Here is a 20,644-nt window from a genome sequence, read left to right on the forward strand (position 1 = left end):
AGCAAAAGGGGCGCCGCGCTTGTCATCATCAGAGCTGCCCCGAGGAGGACTCACTCTCATGTCGGATTCGAAAATCTACCCCGTGCCCGCCGACATCGCCGCCGAGGCGCTGATCGACGAAGAAACCTACCGCAGCCTGTATCAGCGCTCGGTCGATGATCCCGAGGGCTTCTGGGCCGAGCATGCCGAAAAGCACATCTCCTGGTTCGAGAAGTGGAACAAGGTGATGGATTACAACTTTGGTCCGGAGGATGTCCACATCCGTTGGTTCGAGGGCGGCAAGCTGAATGTGTCGCACAACTGCCTGGACCGACACCTGGCCACGCGCGGCGATCAGGTCGCGATCCTCTGGGAGGGCGACAACCCAGAAGAAGACCGCAAGCTCACCTATCGCGAGCTGCATGCCGAGGTCTGCAAGCTGGCGAACGTGATGAAAGCACGCGGCGTGCGCAAGGGTGACCGGGTCTGTATCTACCTGCCGATGATCCCCGAGGCGGCCGTCGCCATGCTCGCTTGCACCCGCATCGGCGCCGTGCACTCGATCGTCTTCGGCGGCTTCTCGCCCGATTCGCTGCGCGACCGCATCCAGGATTCCGAGTGTCGCCTGTTGATCACCTCCGACGAGGGCGTGCGCGGCGGACGCAACGTGGCGCTGAAGAAGAACGCGGACAAGGCGCTCGAGGAATGCCCGAGCATTGATAGCTGCATCGTCGTGCGCCGCACCGGTGGCGAGATAGCCTGGAGCGAGGGCCGCGACCTCTGGTACCACGAAGCCCTCGCCGATGCCTCCGCCGAATGCGAGGCCGAGCCGATGGACGCCGAGGACCCGCTGTTCATCCTCTACACCTCGGGCTCGACCGGCAAGCCCAAGGGCGTGCTGCACACCACCGGCGGCTATCTCGTCTTTGCGGCGATGACGCACAAGTACACCTTCGATTACCGCGAGGGCGAGGTCTACTGGTGCACCGCCGATGTCGGTTGGGTCACTGGGCACACCTACATCGTCTATGGTCCGCTGGCCAACGGCGCCATCTCGTTGATGTTCGAGGGCATCCCGAACTATCCGGATATGTCGCGCTTCTGGCAGGTGATCGACAAGCACAATGTCGCCACCTTCTACACCGCGCCGACCGCGATCCGCGCGCTGATGCGCGCCGGCGAGGAGCCGGTGAAAAAGACCTCGCGCAAGAGCCTGCGCATCCTTGGCACCGTCGGCGAGCCGATCAACCCCGAGGCTTGGGAGTGGTATCACCGCGTGGTCGGCGACGAACGCTGCCCGATCGTCGATACCTGGTGGCAGACCGAGACCGGCGGTCATCTGATCACGCCGCTGCCCGGCGCCACGCCGACCAAGCCGGGCTCGGCGACCAAGCCGTTCTTCGGCGTGGTGCCGGCGCTGGTCGATGCCGCCAGCGGCACCCTGCTTGAGGGCGAGGCCGAGGGCGCGCTGGTGATCACCCGGCCCTGGCCTGGGCAGATGCGCACCGTCTACGGTGACCACCAGCGCTTCATCGACACCTACTTCAAGCAGTATCCGGGCTATTACTTCTCCGGCGACGGCGCCAAGCGCGATGCCGATGGCTACTACTGGATCACCGGGCGCATCGATGATGTGCTCAACGTCTCCGGTCACCGCCTCGGCACCGCCGAGATCGAGTCCGCGCTGGTGCTGCACGATGGTGTCGCCGAGGCGGCCGTGGTCGGCTATCCGCACGACCTCAAGGGCCAGGGCATCTATGCCTACGTCACCACCATGACCGGCGTCGAACCCAGCGATGAGCTGAAGAAGGAACTGATCAAGCTAGTGCGCACGGAGATCGGCCCGATCGCCACCATCGATGTCATCCAGTGGTCACCGGGCCTGCCAAAGACCCGCTCGGGCAAGATCATGCGCCGCATCCTGCGCAAGATCGCCGCCAACGAGATCAGCACCCTGGGCGATACCTCGACCCTGGCCGATCCTGGCGTGGTCGAGGAACTCATCGACAACCGCGCCAATCAATAGGCCATCCAGCCCCGGTTGCGGCGCCATCGGCCGCAACCGGTCATGCGATTCCCGGCGGCTCCGCCGCCCCCCAAATTACGCCCCATCACGAACGGAATCCTGGTAAGCGCTCAGCCCCCACGAGGTCCACCTCCTTGCCTTTATGTCAGCGAGTAGGCGTCTACGTCGACGCCGAGAATGTCCGTTACAACGGTGGTTATCAGATGCGTTACGACGTGCTGCGACGGTTCGCCGCGCGTGAAAATGGCATCTTGCAACGACTCAATACTTATATTTCCTACGATTCGGAACGCGCCCGCGAAGATCCTGAATACGCGAAGAAGAGCCGCGGCTATCAGCAGATGGTGCGCGACTTCGGTTGGAAGATCACGGTGAAATATGTACGCCGGTATACCGATGAAGCCGGCAATATCTCGATGAAAGCCAACGCCGACCTGGACATGGCGGTCGACGCCATGCTGCAGGCAGAGAAGCTCGATCAGGTGATCCTGGTCACTGGCGATGGCGATTTCCTACAGGTCGTGGAAGCCCTGCAGAATCGCGGTTGCCGCGTCGAGCTGATCGGCTTCAAGAACGTCTCGCGCGCGCTGCAGCAGGAAGTTGACGCATTCTGGCCAGGCTTCCTGATCCCGGATCTGTTGCCGGTCTCCTACGAGCCGCGCAATGAATGGGGCAAGTCCGGCTCCTGTGTGCGCGGGGTCTGCACCAAGTGGTTCCCGGACAAGGGCTACGGCTTCCTGCGCTTCATTCAGGACATCTCGCCCGATCTCTGGATCACCGATCCGCGCGAGCCGGAATCGCCCTATGTCAGTGTCTTTTGCCATGCCAACGAGGTCGCCGAGGATGTGACCGAGGACATGCTGATGAATCGCGAAACGATCCTTGAGTTCTATCTCAACGAGAGCGAACAAAAGGACAACGGCTTGGTTGCCAATAACGTCAGGCTCGCGTTCAATATCAGTCGCTAACGACAAGGCTTCGAGCAACAGCGCCCATCACCCATGGCCACTGCGGCATCTGCGATCAACCCCTCCGGCCTGGCGCGGCGCCTGGTTCAGGATGGTTTGCTCTCGGAACAACGGGCGCAAACAGCGCAGCGTGAAGCCGCAGGCCGGCAACAAGCCTTCGTGCAATATCTAGTCGAGCAGAAGCTGCTCGACAGCCACAGCATCGCGGTGGCGGCCTCCGAGGAGTTCGGGGTGCCGCTGCTGGACCTGGTTGCTGTCGATCTGCTGAATGTGCCCATGGGCCTGGTCGATACGCGCCTGGTGCAAAAACATCGCGTGCTGCCGCTGTTGCGCCGGGGCAATCGTCTGTTCATCGCGGTGTCGGACCCGACCAATGATCAGGCCCTAGACGACATCCGTTTCAATACCGGCTTGAGCCTGAGCGCCGTGCTGGTCGAGGACGACAAACTCGCCGCCGCCATCAAGCAGGTGCTGCAGGCGCAAGACACCACCCTCTCCGATCTCATCGATGCCGACCTCGGTGAGGCCGAGGGCATCGCCGAGGCGGGGGTCGAGGTGATCGATGCCGACCCCAACGTCGACGATGCCCCGGTCGTGCGCTACGTCAACAAGATCCTGCTCGATGCGATCAATGCCGCCGCCTCCGATGCCCACTTCGAGCCCTACGAACGCTCCTTCCGCATCCGCTTCCGCCAGGACGGGGTGCTGCACGAGATCGCTCACCCCCCACTGAGCATTGCCTCGCGGTTAATCGCGCGGCTCAAGGTCATGTCGCGCATGAATATCGCCGAGCGTCGCGTGCCTCAGGATGGCAGGCTCAAGCTCAAGCTCGGCGCCTCACGCGATATCGATTTTCGCGTCAACACTTTGCCGACGCTCTATGGCGAAAAGGTCGTGCTGCGTATCCTCGACTCGGCGGGCAGCACGGTTGGCATCAACAAGCTCGGCATGGACCCTGCGCAGCAGGTGCTCTTTCGGCGGGCGATCGCCCGTCCCTATGGCATGATCCTGGTCACCGGGCCCACCGGCTCCGGCAAGACGGTCACTCTCTACTCGGCGCTGAACATCCTGAATCGGACCGCCGTGAATATCTCCACCGTCGAAGACCCGGTCGAGATCCAGGTGCCCGGCATCAACCAGGTCAGCATGAATGCCAAGACCGGGCTGACCTTCGCCGCTGCGCTGCGGGCGTTCCTGCGCCAAGACCCGGACATCATCATGGTCGGCGAGATCCGTGATCAGGAAACCGCCGAGATCGCGGTCAAGGCGGCGCAAACAGGTCATCTCGTGCTCTCGACGCTGCACACCAACGATGCGCCGCAATCACTGACGCGGCTGGCGAACATGGGCGTAGCCCCGTTCAATATCGCATCATCGGTGTTATTGATCATGGCGCAGCGCCTTGCGCGTCGGCTCTGCCTGCATTGCCGCACTGTGGAAACGCTGCCGCGCGAAGCTCTGCTCGAGGAGGGCTTCAGCGCGCAAGAGGTCGACGCGGGGCTGACCCTCTACAAGGCCGTCGGCTGCGAGCGCTGCACCGAGGGCTACAAGGGGCGCATCGGTCTTTTCCAAGTGGTTGAGGTCTCGGAGGCGATGGGACGCACCATCATGGAAGGCGGCAATTCCCTCGACCTCGCCCACCAGGCCGCGCAAGAAGGGTATCTTGACCTGCGACAGTCCGGCTTGCAGAAGGTCAAGGAGGGCCTCACCAGCCTGCTCGAACTCAACCGCGTGACCCGGGATTGAGCCCGATGGTCGCGGCAGCCGCAACCAAGCAACGCAAGGAAAAGACAGCGATCTACCTCTGGGAAGGGGTCGATCGGCGCGGCGCGCGCGTCAAAGGGGATCTACGCGCCTCGAGTCCCGCGCTAGCCCGCGCTGAGCTTCGCCGCCAGGGCATCAAACCGCTCAAGGTGCGCAAGAAACCGCAACCGCTGTTCGGCGGCGGCAAGAAGAAGATCACCGCCGCCGATATCAGCCTCTTCAGTCGCCAGCTCGCGACCATGATGGCCGCTGGCGTGCCGCTGGTGCAGTCCTTCGAGAGCGTTGGCCGTGGTCATCATAATCCTTCGATGCAGGAACTCTTGCTGCGCATCAAGGGCGACATCGAGAGCGGGACCAGCATGGCGGCGGCACTGCGCAAACACCCGGCCTGTTTCGACGCCCTGGTCTGCAATCTGGTCGCGGCCGGCGAGCAGGCCGGTGTGCTCGACATCCTGTTGGACAAGATCGCGACCTACAAGGAAAAGACCGAGTCGCTCAAGGGCAAGCTCAAGAAGGCGATGTTCTATCCAGCGGCGGTGATTGTCGTTGCGATCATCGTCACTGTGGTCATCATGCTGTTCGTGATCCCGCAGTTCAAAGCCCTGTTCGCGAGCTTCGGTGCCGACCTGCCGGCCTTCACGCTACTGGTGATCGCGCTCTCCGACCTCATGCGCGATGACTGGCTGCCGATGGCCGGCGCGGCTGCGGCGCTGGGCTATGCCATCCACGCCGCCTTCAAGCGCTCGCGGGCCTTTCGCGAGATCCTCGAGCGCGGCGCGCTTCGCATGCCGGTGATCGGCCCGCTCCTGCATCAAGCGGCGGTGGCCCGCTTCGCGCGCACCCTGTCGACCCTCTTTGCCGCTGGCGTGCCCCTGGTGGACGCGCTTGATTCGGTCTCGGGCGCGACCGGCAGCGTCGTTCATGCCGAGGCGGTGAAGACGATGCGCGACGAGGTGGCCACCGGCCAGAGCCTGCAGTTCGCGATGCGCCAGCGCGGCCTGTTCCCGCCCATGGTGATCCAGATGACCGCGATTGGCGAAGAATCCGGCGCCCTCGATGCCATGCTCGGCAAGGTCGCCGATTTCTACGAAGAGCAGGTCGACAATGCCGTCGACGCCTTGAGCAGTCTCCTCGAACCGCTGATCATGATCGTGATCGGCGGCCTCGTCGGCAGTCTGGTGGTCGCCATGTACCTGCCCATCTTCAAGCTCGCGACCGTGATCTAGGCCCGGGACACCAGGATGCCGAGCGACCTCATCCGTCTCTTCGAGCAGGCGCCGACCCTGCTCTACCTGAGCACCGCGCTCGTCGGACTGCTCGTGGGCAGTTTTCTCAATGTGCTGATCCTGCGCCTGCCGCGCATGATGGAGCAGGAATGGCACCAGGAGTGCCTGGAGTTTCTCGCCGCCGAGGCGTCAACCGCAGCTCAGGAAACCGAGCCCAAGGCAACCGAGGCCAAGGCGACCGAGCCACATCAGGCGCCACCCCAGGAGGCGCATCTGGGCTTGGCCCGACCGGGCTCGCATTGCTGGTCCTGTGGCGCGACAATCAAGCCTTGGGACAACATCCCGATCCTGAGCTGGCTGCTGTTGCGCGGCCGCTGCCGCGCCTGCAAGGTCGGTATCCCATTGCGCTATCCGCTGATCGAGGCGCTCACGGCGATGTTGTCGGTGGTGGTGGTCTGGCAGCTCGGCCTCACCAGCGCCGCACTGGCGGCGCTCATCCTGACCTGGGGGCTGATCGCGCTGGCAATGATCGACCTGGATACCCAGTTATTACCCGACAGCCTAACGCTGCCACTGCTCTGGCTGGGTCTCTTACTGAGCCTCGCGGGCACCTTCACCGATCCCGCCTCGGCCATCCTCGGCGCCGCCAGCGGTTACCTGCTGCTCTGGCTGGTGTACCAAGCATTCCGACTCACCACCGGCAAGGAGGGCATGGGGCGCGGCGATTTCAAGCTGCTTGCGCTCTTCGGCGCCTGGCTCGGTTGGCAAGCCGTGCCGCAGGTGATTTTGCTGTCGTCGTTGCCCGGCGCCCTGGTCGGGCTCGCGCTCATCGCCAGCGGCCGCGCGCGGGTTGGAGAGCCCATCCCTTATGGCCCCTTCCTGGCCATCGCCGGCTGGGTCAGTCTGCTCTGGGGTGAGGCCATCACCGGTGCTTACCTGCGTTGGGCTGGCCTTATCTGAGCCGGCCTCAGCACGCATCGCATCCATGACTTATCGTGTCGCACTCACTGGCGGGATTGGCAGCGGCAAGAGCACCGTGGCCGAGCAATTCGCTGCCCTCGGCGTGGCGGTCAGCGATGCCGATGCCATCGCGCACCAATTAACCGCTGCGGACGGCGAGGCATTACCCGCGATCGCGGCGGCCTTCGGTGCCGAGATAATCGATGCCAACGGCGTGTTGGATCGCGCCCGGCTGCGCCGCCGGGTTTTCGCCGACCCCGGCGCGCGTCGCCAGCTAGAAGGCATCCTACATCCGCTGATTCGCGCCCGAATGCTCGCGCAGACCGAGGCGGTTTCCGCGCCTTACGCGCTGCTGGTGATCCCGCTGCTGTTCGAGACCGGCCAACAGGCACTGGTCGATCGCGTGCTGGTGGTCGACGTGCCCGAAGCCGTACAGATTGCCCGTGTTCAGCACCGCAGTGGTCTCGATCCCGCCGAGATCAAACGCATCATCGCCAGCCAGATCAGCCGCGCCGAGCGCTTGGCTGCGGTCGATGAGGTGATCGACAACAGCGGGGAGCCGAGCGCGCTCAGCCCCCGCATCGCGCAGCTCCATCGCCTGTATCTCGTGCAGGCCCGTCGGCAGGCCGGCTAAATTCGAGTGTCGATTTCGGAAGCATTGAGGGCATGGAGGATGCTGAACGCACCTGGCATGGGTTGCGCGCAGCACCAATCGCTCGTTAAGCTCGGCAACGTGGTTATTCATGGCCACGCTGAGCGCTTGCTCCCGCAATCTCCACCACGCGGGTGGAGTCATTTGATATGGAGGATTGAATCTCGATGAAGAAATCTTACCGATCAGCCAGTTACTTTGCCATCCTTGGAATGAGTCTAACGCTGACTCTCTTTTCTCAGCCGCTCTTCGCGGTCGAATGCAAGGGCATGGAAAAGCTTGACTGCGAACGTCAGGATGCGTGCATCTGGGTTGATAGCTATCAGCGCAAGGACGGCATTCAGGTCAGTGGTTATTGCCGCAGCAAGGGCGGCAAGAAGTCTTCGAGTTCGTCGAGTTCTTCCAGCGCTTCGAAGCCTGCGAGTTCCTCGGGTACTTCAGGCACCTCAGGCACCTCAAGTTCATCGAACTCTTCAGGCACGTCTGGCTCAACCAGCAGCAGTTCGAATTGAGTCGCAGAGTCGCTGACTGAGCAAAGGCCCGGCGCGTTCGCCGCAGCGAATGCGCGCCGGGCCAATCCGCTGAAACCGTCATCCACCTACTGATCGATGGCGTCTTCGTCCCAGAACAGATCGTAATCGTCGTCGTCGGGCGGGGTGCCGTCGTGCACCAGGTTACGGCGACGCTGCAGATAGGCATCGCGCACGAAGACATAGCGGTCGAGCGCTGCCTCATCCATGAGATCGCCGCTTTCGAGGAAGCCAGCACGAGCGTCGATCGCACGTAGCACCGCCAACCCCCAGTAGATATCATCCTCGTTCAGACTGAAGAGCGGATCGACGATGATATCGCCGGCAAAACCGACAGTATCGCGCACCGAGCTTGGGCCCAGGATCGGCATCACGAAGTACGGGCCATCGCCGATACCCCAATAGCCCAGCGTCTGGCCGAAATCCTCCTTGTAGCTCGGGATACCCATGTTGGTGGCGACATCGATGAAGCCGACGAGCCCCACGGTGGTGTTGATCGCCACCCGCCCGACATCGGTTCCGGCCCGCAAGAGCTTGAACTGCAGCGCGTTGTTCACCGCCGAGGTGACATCGGCGAGGTTATTGAAGAAATTGCTAATGCCCTGGTCGATCGGCTTGGGCGTGATGGCCTGATAGCCTTGTGCCGCAGGCTTGAAAAAGGCGTTGTCGAAGTCCGTGTTGAACTTGAACATCGCCCGATTATAGGCTTGCCAAGGATCACGAGGATCGCGCTGCTCCTTGGGAATCGAACCGCATCCAGCGACCAACGCGACCGTCAGAAGCCACAGGGGAAGGATGCGCAACCGCGCTCTGTGCATACATTGGACTCCCACATCATTATTATGCGCCGCCATTGTCCCAACGCGATGGTAGCACAGCGCTTTTGCGCTGGTGACGATCATCGATCGGCCGCTGTTTGGCTGTTAAGTCGATTGGCTTTTACAGGGAAGGCTCTTATGCTGCCGCTATGGAACGCCTAGACTCAACCTCAGTGCCTCAAAGGATCGCCTCACGCTTCCGCGGCTTCTTGCCGGTGGTCGTCGATGTCGAGACTGCGGGCTTCGATCCGCAGCGCCATGCCTTGCTCGAGATCGCCGCCGTGATCATTCGCATGGATGCCGACGGCTGGCTGATGCCCGGCGCGACCCACGCCTGCCACATACTGCCGTTTCTCGGCTCGGAACTCGATCAGAGCGCGCTGGCCTTCAACAAGATCGACCCGGACCATCCGTTTCGAGATGCCATGGCCGAATATCAGGCACTGCCGAAGATCCTCGATCCAATCCGCAAGGCCGTGGACTCCCAGGGCTGCAGCCGGGCCATCCTGGTCGGCCACAACGCGCACTTCGATCTCGGCTTCATCAAGGCCGCAGTGGAGCGCAACGACTACAAGCACAATCCCTTCCATGCCTTTAGCGTCTTCGACACCGTCTCGCTCGCCGGCTTGGCCTACGGGCAGACGGTGCTCGCGAAGGCGGCGCAACTCGCCGGATTGGGTTGGGACAATGCCGCCGCCCATTCAGCGATCTACGACGCTGAGCAGACGGCGCGGCTGTTTTGCACCATCGTCAACCGTTGGCGCTCGGATGCCTTCTGAATTGGCCATCGTCCATCGGCCTCTGTCAGCCCCAGCGCGGGCCTGTCGCTAGGGCTTCCTGGGGCTTCACGGTCTCGTGAGATCAGGCCAACATCAGGCCGCGCCCTGGCTGCTCGCCGATTCCTGCTTCGCCGCCGCCGATTCCATCATGGTCTTCAGCTCGCCGCTCGCGGCTAGTTCCAGGGTGATATCGCAGCCGCCGACCAGCTCGCCGTCGATGTAGATCTGTGGGAAGGTCGGCCAGTCAGCGTAGCGCGGCAGGTTCTCGAAGATCTCCGGGTCTTGGAGCACGTTCACATAGGCGAACGCGACGCCGGTATCGCCAAGCGCTTGCGCGGCGCGCATCGAGAAACCGCACTGCGGCATCTGCGGCGTCCCTTTCATATAGATGACCACGGGGTGGCCGTTGACCTGTTGGTCGATACGCTCGATGACAGCATCCATCGCAATACCTCGTAGAAGACTGGGTGATGTGTCAGGCCAAGGTCGGGATAGCGGCCGGGCTTATCAAGGCACAGTGGCTCACGCCATGCGAAACCGCAATGCTGCAGTCGCCCGACTGTCTGCTCACGGCCGACGGCAGCCCCAGCCAGGTGTGCCGCATTCAATCTCTCACCGTGGCGTCCTAGCGCCCGTCGATGTGACGCTGCAGCCAGTACTCGAGCAGCGCGACATGCCAGAGCTTGCTGCCCTGGATGCGGGTGTGATGCTGATCGGGGGCATCCAATAACCGCTCGATGTAGTCGCGGCGATACAGCCCACGCTCGCGGCAGGCCTGCGCGTTGAGGATATCGCGCATGAAGTCCAGAAAGGCCCCGCGCACGTACTTGAGCGCCGGCATCGGGAAATAGCCCTTGGGCCGATCGATCACCGCATCCGGCAACCGCCCGCGCGCGATCGCCTTGAGCGGATACTTGCCACCGTCGCGCAGTCGTAGCTCCGGCGGGCAACGCGCCGCCAGCTCGACCAACTGGTGATCGAGGAAGGGCACCCGCGCCTCCAGGCCCCAGGCCATGGTCATGTTGTCGACCCGCTTCACCGGATCATCGACGATCAGCGTGGTCACATCGAGTCGCAACACCGCGTCGATCAGCTCATCGGCGCCCGGCTCGGCGAGCCGCTCGGCGATAAAGGTGCCGGTATGGTCTGGCCCGGCGTAGGCTGGCGCCACCATCCGCAGGTACTCATCGTGATCGCGGTCGAAATAGTGCCGGCGCACGCGCTCGACGGGCTCCCCCTCGGTGTCGGCGGCGATGCGCGGGTACCAGAAATAACCGCCGAAGACCTCGTCGGCGCCCTGCCCGGACTGCACCACCTTGATCTCGCGCGAGACCTGCTCGGCGAGCAGATAGAAGGCGACCGCGTCCTGAGCGAACATCGGCTCGGTCATCGCATCGACCGCCTCGGGCAGGCGCCGCAGCACCTCATCGTTCGGCACCCGGAAACGGTGATGGCGGGTGCCGAAGTAGTCGACCACCTGATCGGAATACTCGAACTCGCTGCCGGCCTCTTCCGGCGTGTCCTCGAAGCCAACCGAGAAGGTGTGCAGATCGCCGACGCCGTGCTCGGCCAGCAAGGCGACCAGCAGGCTGGAGTCGAGCCCACCCGAGAGCAGCACGCCAACCGGTACATCAGCGATCTCGCGGCGCTTGCGCACTGCCGCCTCAAGCGCGTCGTGGATGGCCTCGACCCATTCGGCATCGCTCGTCGGGAGCCCGGAACCGCTCGCACCTCGGGTCGCATCCAGCTGCCAGTAGCGCTGCTCGGAGCGGCGCCCATCGGCATCGATGCGCAGCCAGTGCGCTGGCGGCAGCTTGCGCACATCGCTGAGGATGGTGCGCGGCGCCGGCACCACCGCATGCAGCGTAAACAGGTTGTGCAGCGCCACCGGATCGATCCTGCCGCTGACCCCGCCGGCAGCGACCAGCGCCTGGGTGGTCGAGGCGAAGCGCAGTCGGCCATTGGTCTCACTCCAATAGAGTGGCTTGATGCCGAAGCGGTCGCGCGCGAGAAAGAGCTGGCGGCGGTTGGTATCCCAGATCGCGAACGCGAACATCCCGTGCAGCCGCTCGACGCAGCCTTCACCCCAGGCATGCCAGGCCTTGAGGATGACCTCGGTATCGCCGTCGGAGAAAAAACTGTAGCCCTTGTCACGCAACTCGCGGCGCAGTTCGGGATGGTTGTAGATGGTGCCGTTGAACACCAGCGCGAGCCCGAGCCCCTGATCGACCATCGGCTGATTCGAGCGCGCCGAGAGATCGATGATCGAGAGCCGCCGATGACCGAGCGCGACCGCGCCATCGCCATAGCTGCCGCCGTGATCGGGTCCGCGCGGTTGCAGGCGCTCCATCATCCGGGCGATCGCGCCCAGATCCGCCGGCGCGCCGTCGAAACGCAGTTCCCCGCAAATGCCACACATCAGCTCTTTACCTCCGCCAGCCTATTTTTTCTTGATATCCGACATCTCGGGCCTATGTTTTTACCGCTAGCGTTCCATTCACCCATCCCAACAACCGACCCAGCAACCAAGCCAGGAGAGTCAGTATGGCACATGAACTTCCCCCACTTCCGTACGAGAAGAACGCCCTTGAGCCAGTCATCTCCGCCGAGACCCTCGAGTATCACTACGGCAAGCACCACCAGACCTACGTCAACAATCTCAACAACCTGGTGCCGGGAACCGAATTCGACGGCAAATCGCTCGAGGAGATCATCAAATCTTCGTCCGGCGGCGTGTTCAACAACGCCGCACAGGTCTGGAACCACAGCTTCTACTGGAACTGCCTGAGCCCGAACGGCGGCGGCGAGCCCAGCGGCGCCTTAGCTGATGCAATCAACGCCAAGTTCGGTAGCTTCGACGAGTTCAAAACGCAGTTCAGCCAGTCCGCAGCCACCAATTTCGGCTCAGGCTGGACCTGGCTGGTCAAGAACAACGACGGCAGCGTCGAGATCATGAACACCTCGAACGCCGGCACGCCGATGACCGAAGGCAAGACCGCGCTGCTGACCGTGGATGTGTGGGAGCACGCCTACTACGTCGACTACCGCAACGCGCGGCCAAAGTACCTCGAAGCCATCTGGAACAAGATCAACTGGGAGTTTGTCGCCAAGAATTTCGCAGGCTAAGCTCTCACGGCACCCGCGCTCAGCCATCGGGCTGAGCGCCCCTAGATACCAAGGTTGATGATGGCCACGACAGCAACGAATGCCCGGTTTCATGCTGGGCATTTTTGTTTCCAACGCCCGTCGCATGCTTCCTTCGTTGCAGGCTGCAATGCGATGTCGTATTCGCTAGACACAAAAAAGCCCGCAACACGGCGGGCTTGAGATGGCTGGGGGACAAGGATTCGAACCTTGGTTGACGGAGTCAGAGTCCGTAGTCCTGCCGCTAGACGATCCCCCAAAAGAGGCGGGCTAAGCCGAGCCTGAAGAGCGCTCCAGGCTCGCCAACACCGATGTTAACGCATCGATTAACGCTTTGAGAACTGTGGCCGTTTGCGCGCCTTGTGCAGGCCGACCTTCTTACGTTCGACTTCACGCGCATCGCGGGTCAGGAAGCCAGCGCGGCGCAGCGGCGAGCGCAGACGCTCATCATGGCCAACCAAGGCGCGGGCGATGCCGTGGCGGATGGCACCCGCCTGGCCGCTCGAGCCGCCGCCGACCACGGTCGCGTTGATATCGATGCGGTTGACCAAATCGACGGCTTCGAGGGCTTGGCGAACCAGCATGCGCGCGGTTTCGCGACCAAAGTATTCATCGAGCGAACGCCCGTTGACGTTGATCTGCCCGGAGCCCGTGCTCAGGAACACGCGCGCCGAGGAGCTTTTGCGACGCCCTGTGGCGTACTGTTTTTCCATGGTTCAGGTTTCCGAGAAGAATGCAGGAGGGTCGACTAGATCTCGAGCGGTTGCGGTTGCTGTGCCGCGTGGCGATGCTCGGGGCCGGCGAAGACCTTGAGTTTCTTGAGCATCGCGCGGCCGAGCGGGTTGCGCGGCAGCATGCCCTTGACTGCGAATTGGATGACGCGCTCCGGGTGCTTATCGAGCATCTGCGCGAGGCTTGCCGAACGCAGGTTGCCGATGTAACCGGTGTGACGGTAGTACATCTTGTCGGTCATCTTGTTGCCGGTCACCTGCACCTTATCGGCATTGACGATGACCAGAAAGTCACCGGTATCGACATGCGGCGTGTAGGTGGGCTTGTGCTTTCCGCGCAGCCGGCGTGCACACTCGCTCGCGAGCCGACCCAGCGTCTTGCCTTCAGCATCGATCAGGTACCAAGCCCGCCGAACGTCAGCCGGCTTTGCGCTTTGGGTTGTCATGGCGTCGCTCCCAGCGAGTCATCAGTAAAAAGATAGACCGCCTAATATAAACAATCCTGGCGATCCTCGCAACCATCTCGAGCAGCGAGATGACCTCAAAGTTCCTCGGCCGACATCACCTGCTCGCCCCAGCGCTCGAGTCGCTCGAGGATCGCCAGCGCGCGCGGATCGGCGCCGTGCTCGGCGCGCAAGCTAGCGAGCCTGTCCTCATAGGCGTCGATGGTCAGCGCGGCGCCGGCGTCTGGATCGGTCAGGCGCTCGAAGCGCCAAGCATCCCACGCCTCGCGCTCATCCTCGCTCAGCGTCTCCGGCCAGCTGCGCGCGCGCATCCGAAACAGCAGGGTTGGCAGGCGCGCATCGTCGAAGCACGGCCGTGCCTCGGCTAGTTCGGACGGTGAGAGCGTGCTGAGCTGATCCATCAGGCGCCGATCGCGCGGCGAGAAGAACCCACCGCTGTAGAGCATCCGCTCCGGGTCGCTCGGCGTCTCGGGCGTCTCGGACACCGCGCGCGCGGCGAACGCAGCACTCAGGCGCTCGGCGATCTCGGCCCGATGCCGCAGCGCGCGGCGCGCATGCTCGTCGACCTGCTCCGGATCGATCCGCCAGCGCTCGGCGGCCGCCGAGGTCAGGGTCTTCATCGGCGCCAACATCGGTGCGGCATTGATCTTGATGCCTTTCACCGGCAACCGCTCGACCCCGGCGGGCAGCGCGTCATGTCGGGTGAACAGACGCAGTTGCAGCTCAGCGGGCGAGAACTCCAGCACCTGGGTCGGATCTTGGCGCAGATCAAAACACAGCCGCGTGTTTTTCTGGCTCGGATGCGCCGCCACGCTGAGGATCGGCGCAATGCTGCCCTGAGCCGCCGCATAGCGCTGCGAGGTATGCAGCAAGGGCTTGCCAGCGGCGAGCATCTCGTCGACATGGTGTTTGTCACGCAGCGTCAGGGCGTAGTCAAACAAGCGGGGCTGCGCCGCCTTCAGCAGTCGCGCCAGGCCCAGGGTCGCGCGCACGTCGGCGAGTGCATCATGGGCGCCATCGTGGGCGATGCCATTTGCTGCGGTCAGAGCCTCGAGCTTGAACGAGGCCACGCCAGGTGCGCGCTCGGGCCAGTGGATACCCTCAGGGCGCAACGCATGCGCGAGCCGTAGCACATCGATCAGATCCCAGCGCGAGTTGCCGCTCTGCCAGGCATGGGCGTAGGGGTCGATTAGGTTGCGGTAGAAGAGCCAGTTGTTGACGCGATCGTCGAATCTGAGGCTGTTGTAGCCGACCGAGCAGGTCTCGGGGGTGGCGAGTGCTTGCTGGATCGCACGCGCGAACTCGGCCTCCGGCAGACCGCGCTCGAGCGCTTGCTCGGGCGTGATGCCAGTGACCAAGCAGGCCTCGGGTTGCGGCAAGAGATCGGTCGCCGGGCGCGCATAGCGCACGAGCGGATCGCCGATCTCGTTGAGATCGGCATCGGTGCGCAAGCCGGCGAACTGGCAGGGACGATCATGCGCGGGGTCGTTGCCCCAGGTCTCGTAGTCGTACCAGTAGAAGCTCGCCGCCATCGCTCAACCCAGCCGGGGCCGAGGATGACGGCTTGCTGCTGCTGGCGGCCAGGCGGCGCCCAACACCAAAGCCTCGCTCAGACCTTCTCTTTGATGCGCGCGGCCTTACCAGTGAGCCCACGCAGGTAGTAAAGCTTCGCGCGCCGCACATCGCCGCGACGCTTGACCTTGATCTCGGCGATCGCCGGGCTGTGAGTCTGGAACACACGCTCCACGCCTTCGCCATGGGAGATCTTGCGCACCGTGAAGGCGGAGTTGAGGCCGCGATTGCGCTTAGCGATGCAGACGCCCTCGAACGCCTGCAGGCGCTCGCGATCGCCCTCCTTGACGCGGACCTGCACCACCAGGGTGTCGCCCGGCGCGAACGCGGGCACCGATGGACGCATCTGTTCTTGTTCGATTTGCTGGATGATATTGCTCATGTCATTGCTCACTCTGTTCCGCTCCGACGCTCGGCCGCGACCGTGACGCCTCCCGAAGATAGTCGTCGAGCAGCTGCTGCTCGACGTCGCTCATGCCTCGTTCTTGCAGCAGCTCTGGACGCCGCTGCCAGGTTCGCCCCAGCGCCTGCTGCAAGCGCCAGCGCTCAATCGCCCGATGATCCCCGCTCAGCAGCACCTGGGGTACGCGCTGATCGGCGATCGTCTCCGGCCGGGTGTAATGGGGGCAGTCCAATAACCCGTTGGAATGTGAATCCTGGCGCGCCGAGTCGGCATGGCCGAGCGCGCCCGGTAACAGCCGAATCACCGCATCCATCACCACCATGGCCGCAAGTTCACCGCCGCTGAGGACATAGTCGCCGATGGACCATTCCTCGTCGACGCAGTCCTCGATCAGGCGCTCGTCAACGCCTTCATAGCGTCCCGCGACCAGCACCCAGCCGGGCGCGGCGCTGATGCGCTCGATCCTCGCCTGATCAATCCGCTCACCCTGCGGCGACAGGTAGGCGACGCGACTGCGAACCCCGGCGGCGACCGCAGCGGCCTGAGCGGCCTCGATCGCGGCGCGCAAGGGCGCGTAGCGCATCACCATGCCGGGCCCACCACCGTAAGGACGGTCATCGACGCTGCGATGCACATCGGTGGTGTCATCGCGCGGGTTGCGTAGGTGAATCTCCGCGATCCGCCGCTGCAAGGCCCGCGCCACCACGCCCTCTTCGGTCAGCGCCGTGAACTGCGCCGGAAATAGGGTGATGACATCGAAGCGCATTGTTCACACCTGGGGTTCAAACCGGGGTTCCCGCCTGCGGTTTCCGCCCGGAAACTCCGCCTGAGCCTGCCCGGGAGTCCCGCGCGGCGCTAAAACTCCGGATCCCAGTCGACCAGCAGCCGGCCAGCCTCGAAATCAACCTCGAGCACGCATTGCCCCCAGACGAAGGGCAGCAGACGCTCGCGTTCCCCGCGCACCACCAAGACATCGTTGGCACCGGTCTCGATCAGGTGACTGACCTGCCCGAGCGTGACGCCCTCGCTGGTCTCGACCCGCAGCCCCTGTAGGTCGATCCAGTAGAATTCATCCGCCGATGGCGGCGGCAGTTGATCGCGCCGAATTGCGATCGTCTTCCCGGTCAGCGCCCGCGCCTGATCGCGATCCTCATAGCCCTGCAACTGCGCCACCAGGCCCTTGCCGTGGCGTCGCCAGGCGAGCACGCGATGCGCGTCGCCATCGATCAGCCAGGGCGTGTAATGGAAGATGTTCTCGAGCGGGCTGGTCTCCGAAAAGACCTTCAGCCAGCCGCGCACGCCATAGACACCGAGAATACGACCAAGGACGATCGTCTTGGGTGCCGCGCCGCCCGAGGCATCGGCGCCATCGCTCATGGGCTAGTCGCGGGGCTCTAGCAATGACAAGGATGCGCGCGGGTTCGCCGTTAGGCGGCAACTGCGGCGTCGGCGTCCTTGGCGGCTTCCTTGAGCAGCTTGGTCACACGCTCGGACGGTTGCGCACCCAGCTCAAGCCAATGTTGAGCACGCGCGCGGTCGACGCGCAGACGGCTCTCGGCACCGGTGGCGCAGGGATTGAAGAAGCCCAGACGCTCGATGCAGCCACCGTCCCGTGCGTTACGGATGTCGGTGACGACGATCTGGTAGAACGGACGCTTCTTGGCGCCGCCACGGGTGAGTCTAATCTTGACCATCGCTATTGATCCAACTACTTGCTTCAGAGGAAAAACTTGGGTGCGGGCAGGCGCGGACATGCCCGCCAGACGTAACACACCATGATACCTGAGCATTTCCGCTCGGGAAAGAAAAAAATCCGCAGCGTCGCCGCCAGCGGGCGTGGGGATCGGGAGCCGGCCTGTAAGCCGGGTTCTGTCGTGGACAGTCATTCATCTGGGACGCGGGTCACCCCGCGCCTCGAGCGACCTACCCGGGAACGCATGCGGGCCGCATGTCGCGGCCGAGGCCGCTTGCTCCCCTATTTGGTCTTGCTCCGGGTGGGGTTTACCGTGCCGTCGCGTGTTACCACCGACGCGGTGCGCTCTTACCGCACCTTTTCACCCTTACCGCCCGCTCGCGCGGGGTTGGCGGTTTGTTTTCTGCGGCACTGTCCGTAGGCTCTCGCCCCCCAGGTGTTACCTGGCACCCTGCCCGATGGAGCCCGGACTTTCCTCCGCCTGACGCTGACGCCAAGCCGCGACTGTCCGGCCGACTCCCAGCTGCAGTCTAGCGCCTCGCGGCCAAGCTGACCATGGCGCCGACACACTCGGTCAGTCACTGGCCTCATCTCGCGCCGCCAAGGCTGCCTGATACAATTGATTGCGCGCGCCGCCAGTGATGGCGGCGGTCAGCGCCGCCGCCTGCTTCAACGGCAGTTCGGCCGCTAAGAGTCCGAGCACGCGCCGTTGCTCGGCGCGCTCGCGCTCATCGTCGCCGCGCGAGTCACCTTCGATCATGATCACCAACTCGCCGAGCTGCTGCTCGGGGCTCGCGGCCACCTGCTCGGCGAGCTTATCGAGGCGATCGACGAGAAAGGTCTCGAAACGCTTGGTCAGCTCGCGCGCGACCACGGCACGGCGTTCCGCGCCTAGGCCCTCGGCGAGATCAGCGAGGGTCGCCGCCGCGCGACGAGCGCTCTCGTAACAAATCAGGGTGCCCGGTTCCTTGGCGAAGCCTTGGCACCAGGCCAACCGTTGAGCGCTCGTGCGCGGCGGAAAACCCACAAACAGGAAACGGTCGCTCGGCAACCCAGCCGCCGACAGGGCGCAGATCGCGGCGCAAGGGCCCGGGATCGGTTCGACCCGAAGACCCTGCTCCCGTGCGGCGCGCACCAGCAAGAACCCGGGATCGCTGATCAGCGGCGTGCCTGCGTCACTGATCAGCGCCACCGACTCGCCGGCTTGCAGTCGCTGCAGCAGGCGCGGAGCCACCTGATCCTCATTGTGTTCGTGATAGGACAACAGCTCGCCCGCGACCCCGAAAGCGGCGAGCAGCGGACGGCTGTGACGGGTGTCTTCGCAGGCGATCACATCGGCCTCGGCCAGCACCACCTGGGCGCGTGGGCTGAAATCCTCTCGATTGCCGATCGGTGTCGCCACCACGTATAGTATTCCAGCCAACTAAATCCCCCTACCGGTCGGTCTCGTTGTTATCTTCTCACAAGAGTGCATGATGCCTGCACAACGCGCTCCCCTCCTAGGGGCCTGGGAGACCAGGTGGGGAAGCCTGGGCATTTCGACCCAAGCAACAGGAGATGCTGGTGTCCCTATCACGACTCGCCCTTCTTGCCATTGTCATTACGATCGGCCTACTCCTGAGCGGCTGTTTCTACACCAACGCCGCCCAAGTGCCGATGGCGAAAACCTATCCCTATAGCGAGCAGCAACGCATGCAGGCGGCGCATCATTGGCAGGTGCTTGCCGAACATGAAGCCAAGGGTATCCTGCAGCAGCACCATCTGCGCGCGACGCCACTGTATCTGCCGCAGCGCCATGATCACACCAGCGGCGAGTTCGCGCGCGGTTATCGCGCCCTACTCACGAGCGAGCTGGTCTCCGGGGGCGCCATCGTCAAGAAGCGGCCAGCAGGTGCCGTCACTGTCGATTTCGACGTCGAGGTGGTCAACCACTCCGACCGTGGCTTCATTCGCCCCTACCCAGGGATGCTGACCTTGGCCGCCTTCGCCACTGGCGTCTCCGTACTGGTGGCGCCATCGAGTAATGCCGGGCTGGCATTGATACCACCGGTCGCGATGTCGGATGTCACCAGTGGTAGCTGGACCGCCGTGGGCAATGAGGAGATCATCATTACCACCGAGATCACCGATCGCGAACGCGTCCTCTATTCCTCGTCCAATATCTACTACATCAACCAGGGCGATCGCCGACACTATGCCCCCCACCGGGTCCCGAAACCACCGCCGGTGCCCCGCGTGGCCTTGGATAACCACTGGTAAGGGGCCCAACGATGAGCCGATCAACGCTCCCCACCTGCAGCGCTCGCCGACCCTGGTTCAGCCTATTGCCGCTCCTGCTCGGGGTGCTGTTGGCTGGCTGCATCCCGGCCTCCAGCGTCCCTTACAGTACCTATACACGCTCCACCTATACGCAGTCCTATGAGTCGGCAAACCTCTCCGCCGAGATCACGGCTGCCGCCAAGCGCTTACTCAGCGTCAACCCCGCGCTGCCGCAATACGGCCCAATGATCGCGGCCACCTTCGTCGACATCAATGATCTGCGTGCCTCCTCGACCTTCGGGCGCATCAGCTCCGAACTCTTCGCCTCGGCCCTGTCTCAGGCGGGCATCCACATGCGGGAAGTGAAGATGCGCGACAGCCTCTTCATTGAGGAGCGACTCGGCGAGCTGATCCTCTCGCGCGAGATCAAACGCCTCAAGGAGGCTTATTCCGCCAACTCGATCCTGATGGGAACCTATGCGCTGGGCGATCATCGGATCTACGTCAGCGCGCGCGTGGTCCGCACCCGGGACGCCATCGTCTTGGCGACAGCGGATCTCAGCCTGCCGCTGGACAATAATCTGCGCTCGATGTTCTCTGGCAGCGCTTGGTGATGGCCGCGTACAGCCTGCAAGCGCACCGTCCCTCTGCCGCTCGGTTTTATCGATTTCTTCTC

General features: G+C 63.6%; 22 protein-coding genes, 1 tRNA gene and 1 other RNA gene. 10 read left to right on the forward strand and 14 right to left on the reverse strand.

Translation table 11 applies throughout. The features are described from left to right. The first annotated feature begins 58 nt into the window (after positions 1–58). The 6 genes from acs to coaE all read left to right on the forward strand — a co-directional run bounded on the left by acs (position 59) and on the right by coaE (position 7,557). Complete coding sequence (acs, locus tag AC54T3_RS04180; RefSeq protein WP_496622597.1) at positions 59–2,005, forward strand: acetate--CoA ligase; 1,947 nt, start codon at positions 59–61, stop codon at positions 2,003–2,005. Between the two features lie 134 nt (positions 2,006–2,139). Continuing rightward, the gene (locus AC54T3_RS04185) at positions 2,140–2,973 is read left to right on the forward strand and encodes an NYN domain-containing protein (protein WP_496622598.1); all 834 of its coding nucleotides are present in this window, start codon (positions 2,140–2,142) and stop codon (positions 2,971–2,973) included. Between the two features lie 33 nt (positions 2,974–3,006). Beyond that, positions 3,007–4,719, forward strand: a complete 1,713-nt coding sequence (gene pilB / locus AC54T3_RS04190) for a type IV-A pilus assembly ATPase PilB (protein WP_496622599.1) — start codon at positions 3,007–3,009, stop codon at positions 4,717–4,719. Between the two features lie 5 nt (positions 4,720–4,724). Further along, positions 4,725–5,963, forward strand: a complete 1,239-nt coding sequence (locus AC54T3_RS04195) for a type II secretion system F family protein (protein WP_496622601.1) — start codon at positions 4,725–4,727, stop codon at positions 5,961–5,963. A gap of 15 nt (positions 5,964–5,978) precedes the next feature. Then, complete coding sequence (locus AC54T3_RS04200; protein ID WP_496622603.1) at positions 5,979–6,923, forward strand: prepilin peptidase; 945 nt, start codon at positions 5,979–5,981, stop codon at positions 6,921–6,923. Between the two features lie 25 nt (positions 6,924–6,948). After that, positions 6,949–7,557, forward strand: a complete 609-nt coding sequence (gene coaE, locus AC54T3_RS04205) for a dephospho-CoA kinase (RefSeq protein WP_496622605.1) — start codon at positions 6,949–6,951, stop codon at positions 7,555–7,557. A gap of 370 nt (positions 7,558–7,927) precedes the next feature. Here coaE and AC54T3_RS04210 read toward each other — a convergent pair whose 3' ends face one another. Together AC54T3_RS04210 and AC54T3_RS04215 are read right to left on the reverse strand one after the other, a co-directional pair. Continuing rightward, positions 7,928–8,056, reverse strand: a complete 129-nt coding sequence (locus tag AC54T3_RS04210; protein WP_496622606.1) for a hypothetical protein — start codon at positions 8,054–8,056, stop codon at positions 7,928–7,930. Between the two features lie 117 nt (positions 8,057–8,173). Then, complete coding sequence (locus tag AC54T3_RS04215; RefSeq protein WP_496622607.1) at positions 8,174–8,923, reverse strand: MlaA family lipoprotein; 750 nt, start codon at positions 8,921–8,923, stop codon at positions 8,174–8,176. Positions 8,924–9,072: 149 nt separating this feature from the next. Between AC54T3_RS04215 and rnt the strand changes: the two genes are divergently transcribed. After that, a complete protein-coding gene (gene rnt, locus AC54T3_RS04220) occupies positions 9,073–9,702 on the forward strand; it encodes a ribonuclease T (RefSeq protein WP_496622609.1) in 630 nt (209 codons plus the stop codon). A gap of 93 nt (positions 9,703–9,795) precedes the next feature. Here rnt and grxD read toward each other — a convergent pair whose 3' ends face one another. Further along, entirely contained in the window at positions 9,796–10,146 is a 351-nt protein-coding gene (grxD, locus tag AC54T3_RS04225) for a Grx4 family monothiol glutaredoxin (protein ID WP_496622610.1), read from the reverse strand. Between the two features lie 181 nt (positions 10,147–10,327). After that, positions 10,328–12,121: an N-acetylglutaminylglutamine amidotransferase gene (locus AC54T3_RS04230; protein ID WP_496622612.1), complete on the reverse strand. Its 1,794-nt coding sequence runs from the start codon at positions 12,119–12,121 to the stop codon at positions 10,328–10,330. Positions 12,122–12,246: 125 nt separating this feature from the next. On the opposite strand from AC54T3_RS04230, the gene sodB reads away from it, so the two are divergent. Beyond that, positions 12,247–12,828 carry a superoxide dismutase [Fe] gene (gene sodB, locus AC54T3_RS04235; RefSeq protein WP_496622613.1) on the forward strand — a complete coding sequence of 194 codons (582 nt, stop codon included), beginning with the start codon at positions 12,247–12,249 and terminating at the stop codon, positions 12,826–12,828. 203 nt (positions 12,829–13,031) lie between these two features. On the opposite strand, the gene AC54T3_RS04240 is transcribed toward sodB, so the two are convergent. The 10 genes from AC54T3_RS04240 to rsmI all read right to left on the reverse strand — a co-directional run bounded on the left by AC54T3_RS04240 (position 13,032) and on the right by rsmI (position 19,111). Then, positions 13,032–13,105: transfer RNA gene (locus AC54T3_RS04240), tRNA-Gln, on the reverse strand. 67 nt (positions 13,106–13,172) lie between these two features. Then, positions 13,173–13,559 carry a 30S ribosomal protein S9 gene (gene rpsI, locus AC54T3_RS04245; RefSeq protein ID WP_496622615.1) on the reverse strand — a complete coding sequence of 129 codons (387 nt, stop codon included), beginning with the start codon at positions 13,557–13,559 and terminating at the stop codon, positions 13,173–13,175. A 35-nt stretch (positions 13,560–13,594) separates the two neighbouring features. Beyond that, complete coding sequence (gene rplM / locus AC54T3_RS04250; protein ID WP_496622616.1) at positions 13,595–14,023, reverse strand: 50S ribosomal protein L13; 429 nt, start codon at positions 14,021–14,023, stop codon at positions 13,595–13,597. 95 nt (positions 14,024–14,118) lie between these two features. Next, entirely contained in the window at positions 14,119–15,573 is a 1,455-nt protein-coding gene (gene sbcB, locus AC54T3_RS04255; RefSeq protein ID WP_496622618.1) for an exodeoxyribonuclease I, read from the reverse strand. 77 nt (positions 15,574–15,650) lie between these two features. Further along, positions 15,651–15,995 (reverse strand): 50S ribosomal protein L19, encoded by a 345-nt coding sequence (gene rplS, locus AC54T3_RS04260; protein WP_496622620.1) that lies wholly within the window; start codon positions 15,993–15,995, stop codon positions 15,651–15,653. A gap of 1 nt (position 15,996) precedes the next feature. Continuing rightward, positions 15,997–16,782, reverse strand: coding sequence for a tRNA (guanosine(37)-N1)-methyltransferase TrmD (trmD, locus tag AC54T3_RS04265; RefSeq protein ID WP_496622622.1), 786 nt, complete (start codon positions 16,780–16,782; stop codon positions 15,997–15,999). 89 nt (positions 16,783–16,871) lie between these two features. After that, positions 16,872–17,393, reverse strand: coding sequence for a ribosome maturation factor RimM (rimM, locus tag AC54T3_RS04270; RefSeq protein ID WP_496622623.1), 522 nt, complete (start codon positions 17,391–17,393; stop codon positions 16,872–16,874). A 50-nt stretch (positions 17,394–17,443) separates the two neighbouring features. Beyond that, on the reverse strand, positions 17,444–17,710 hold the full coding sequence (rpsP, locus tag AC54T3_RS04275) for a 30S ribosomal protein S16 (RefSeq protein ID WP_496622625.1): 267 nt from the start codon (positions 17,708–17,710) through the stop codon (positions 17,444–17,446). A gap of 148 nt (positions 17,711–17,858) precedes the next feature. Further along, positions 17,859–18,229: RNase P RNA component class A (gene rnpB / locus AC54T3_RS04280), an RNA gene on the reverse strand. Positions 18,230–18,283: 54 nt separating this feature from the next. Beyond that, on the reverse strand, positions 18,284–19,111 hold the full coding sequence (gene rsmI / locus AC54T3_RS04285; RefSeq protein WP_496622626.1) for a 16S rRNA (cytidine(1402)-2'-O)-methyltransferase: 828 nt from the start codon (positions 19,109–19,111) through the stop codon (positions 18,284–18,286). 161 nt (positions 19,112–19,272) lie between these two features. Here rsmI and AC54T3_RS04290 point away from each other — a divergent pair, with 161 nt between their 5' ends. Next, positions 19,273–19,968, forward strand: coding sequence for a hypothetical protein (locus AC54T3_RS04290; protein ID WP_496622627.1), 696 nt, complete (start codon positions 19,273–19,275; stop codon positions 19,966–19,968). Between the two features lie 11 nt (positions 19,969–19,979). Continuing rightward, a complete protein-coding gene (locus AC54T3_RS04295; RefSeq protein ID WP_496622629.1) occupies positions 19,980–20,582 on the forward strand; it encodes a FlgO family outer membrane protein in 603 nt (200 codons plus the stop codon). Positions 20,583–20,644 lie beyond the last annotated feature (62 nt).

It is taken from the genome of Halochromatium sp. NSM3, from assembly GCF_059621085.1.

Coding starts and splice junctions, on each gene's coding strand:
- AC54T3_RS04195 (WP_496622601.1), top strand. CDS start 4,725: ATGGTCGCGGCAGCCGCAACCAAGCAACGCAAGGAAAAGACAGCGATC.
- rplS (WP_496622620.1), bottom strand. CDS start 15,995: ATGAGCAATATCATCCAGCAAATCGAACAAGAACAGATGCGTCCATCG.
- AC54T3_RS04200 (WP_496622603.1), top strand. CDS start 5,979: ATGCCGAGCGACCTCATCCGTCTCTTCGAGCAGGCGCCGACCCTGCTC.
- acs (WP_496622597.1), top strand. CDS start 59: ATGTCGGATTCGAAAATCTACCCCGTGCCCGCCGACATCGCCGCCGAG.
- grxD (WP_496622610.1), bottom strand. CDS start 10,146: ATGGATGCTGTCATCGAGCGTATCGACCAACAGGTCAACGGCCACCCC.
- rpsP (WP_496622625.1), bottom strand. CDS start 17,710: ATGGTCAAGATTAGACTCACCCGTGGCGGCGCCAAGAAGCGTCCGTTC.
- rimM (WP_496622623.1), bottom strand. CDS start 17,393: ATGAGCGATGGCGCCGATGCCTCGGGCGGCGCGGCACCCAAGACGATC.
- sodB (WP_496622613.1), top strand. CDS start 12,247: ATGGCACATGAACTTCCCCCACTTCCGTACGAGAAGAACGCCCTTGAG.
- rnt (WP_496622609.1), top strand. CDS start 9,073: ATGGAACGCCTAGACTCAACCTCAGTGCCTCAAAGGATCGCCTCACGC.
- sbcB (WP_496622618.1), bottom strand. CDS start 15,573: ATGGCGGCGAGCTTCTACTGGTACGACTACGAGACCTGGGGCAACGAC.
- AC54T3_RS04215 (WP_496622607.1), bottom strand. CDS start 8,923: ATGCACAGAGCGCGGTTGCGCATCCTTCCCCTGTGGCTTCTGACGGTC.
- rpsI (WP_496622615.1), bottom strand. CDS start 13,559: ATGGAAAAACAGTACGCCACAGGGCGTCGCAAAAGCTCCTCGGCGCGC.
- AC54T3_RS04295 (WP_496622629.1), top strand. CDS start 19,980: ATGAGCCGATCAACGCTCCCCACCTGCAGCGCTCGCCGACCCTGGTTC.
- pilB (WP_496622599.1), top strand. CDS start 3,007: ATGGCCACTGCGGCATCTGCGATCAACCCCTCCGGCCTGGCGCGGCGC.
- AC54T3_RS04230 (WP_496622612.1), bottom strand. CDS start 12,121: ATGTGTGGCATTTGCGGGGAACTGCGTTTCGACGGCGCGCCGGCGGAT.
- rplM (WP_496622616.1), bottom strand. CDS start 14,023: ATGACAACCCAAAGCGCAAAGCCGGCTGACGTTCGGCGGGCTTGGTAC.
- coaE (WP_496622605.1), top strand. CDS start 6,949: ATGACTTATCGTGTCGCACTCACTGGCGGGATTGGCAGCGGCAAGAGC.
- trmD (WP_496622622.1), bottom strand. CDS start 16,782: ATGCGCTTCGATGTCATCACCCTATTTCCGGCGCAGTTCACGGCGCTG.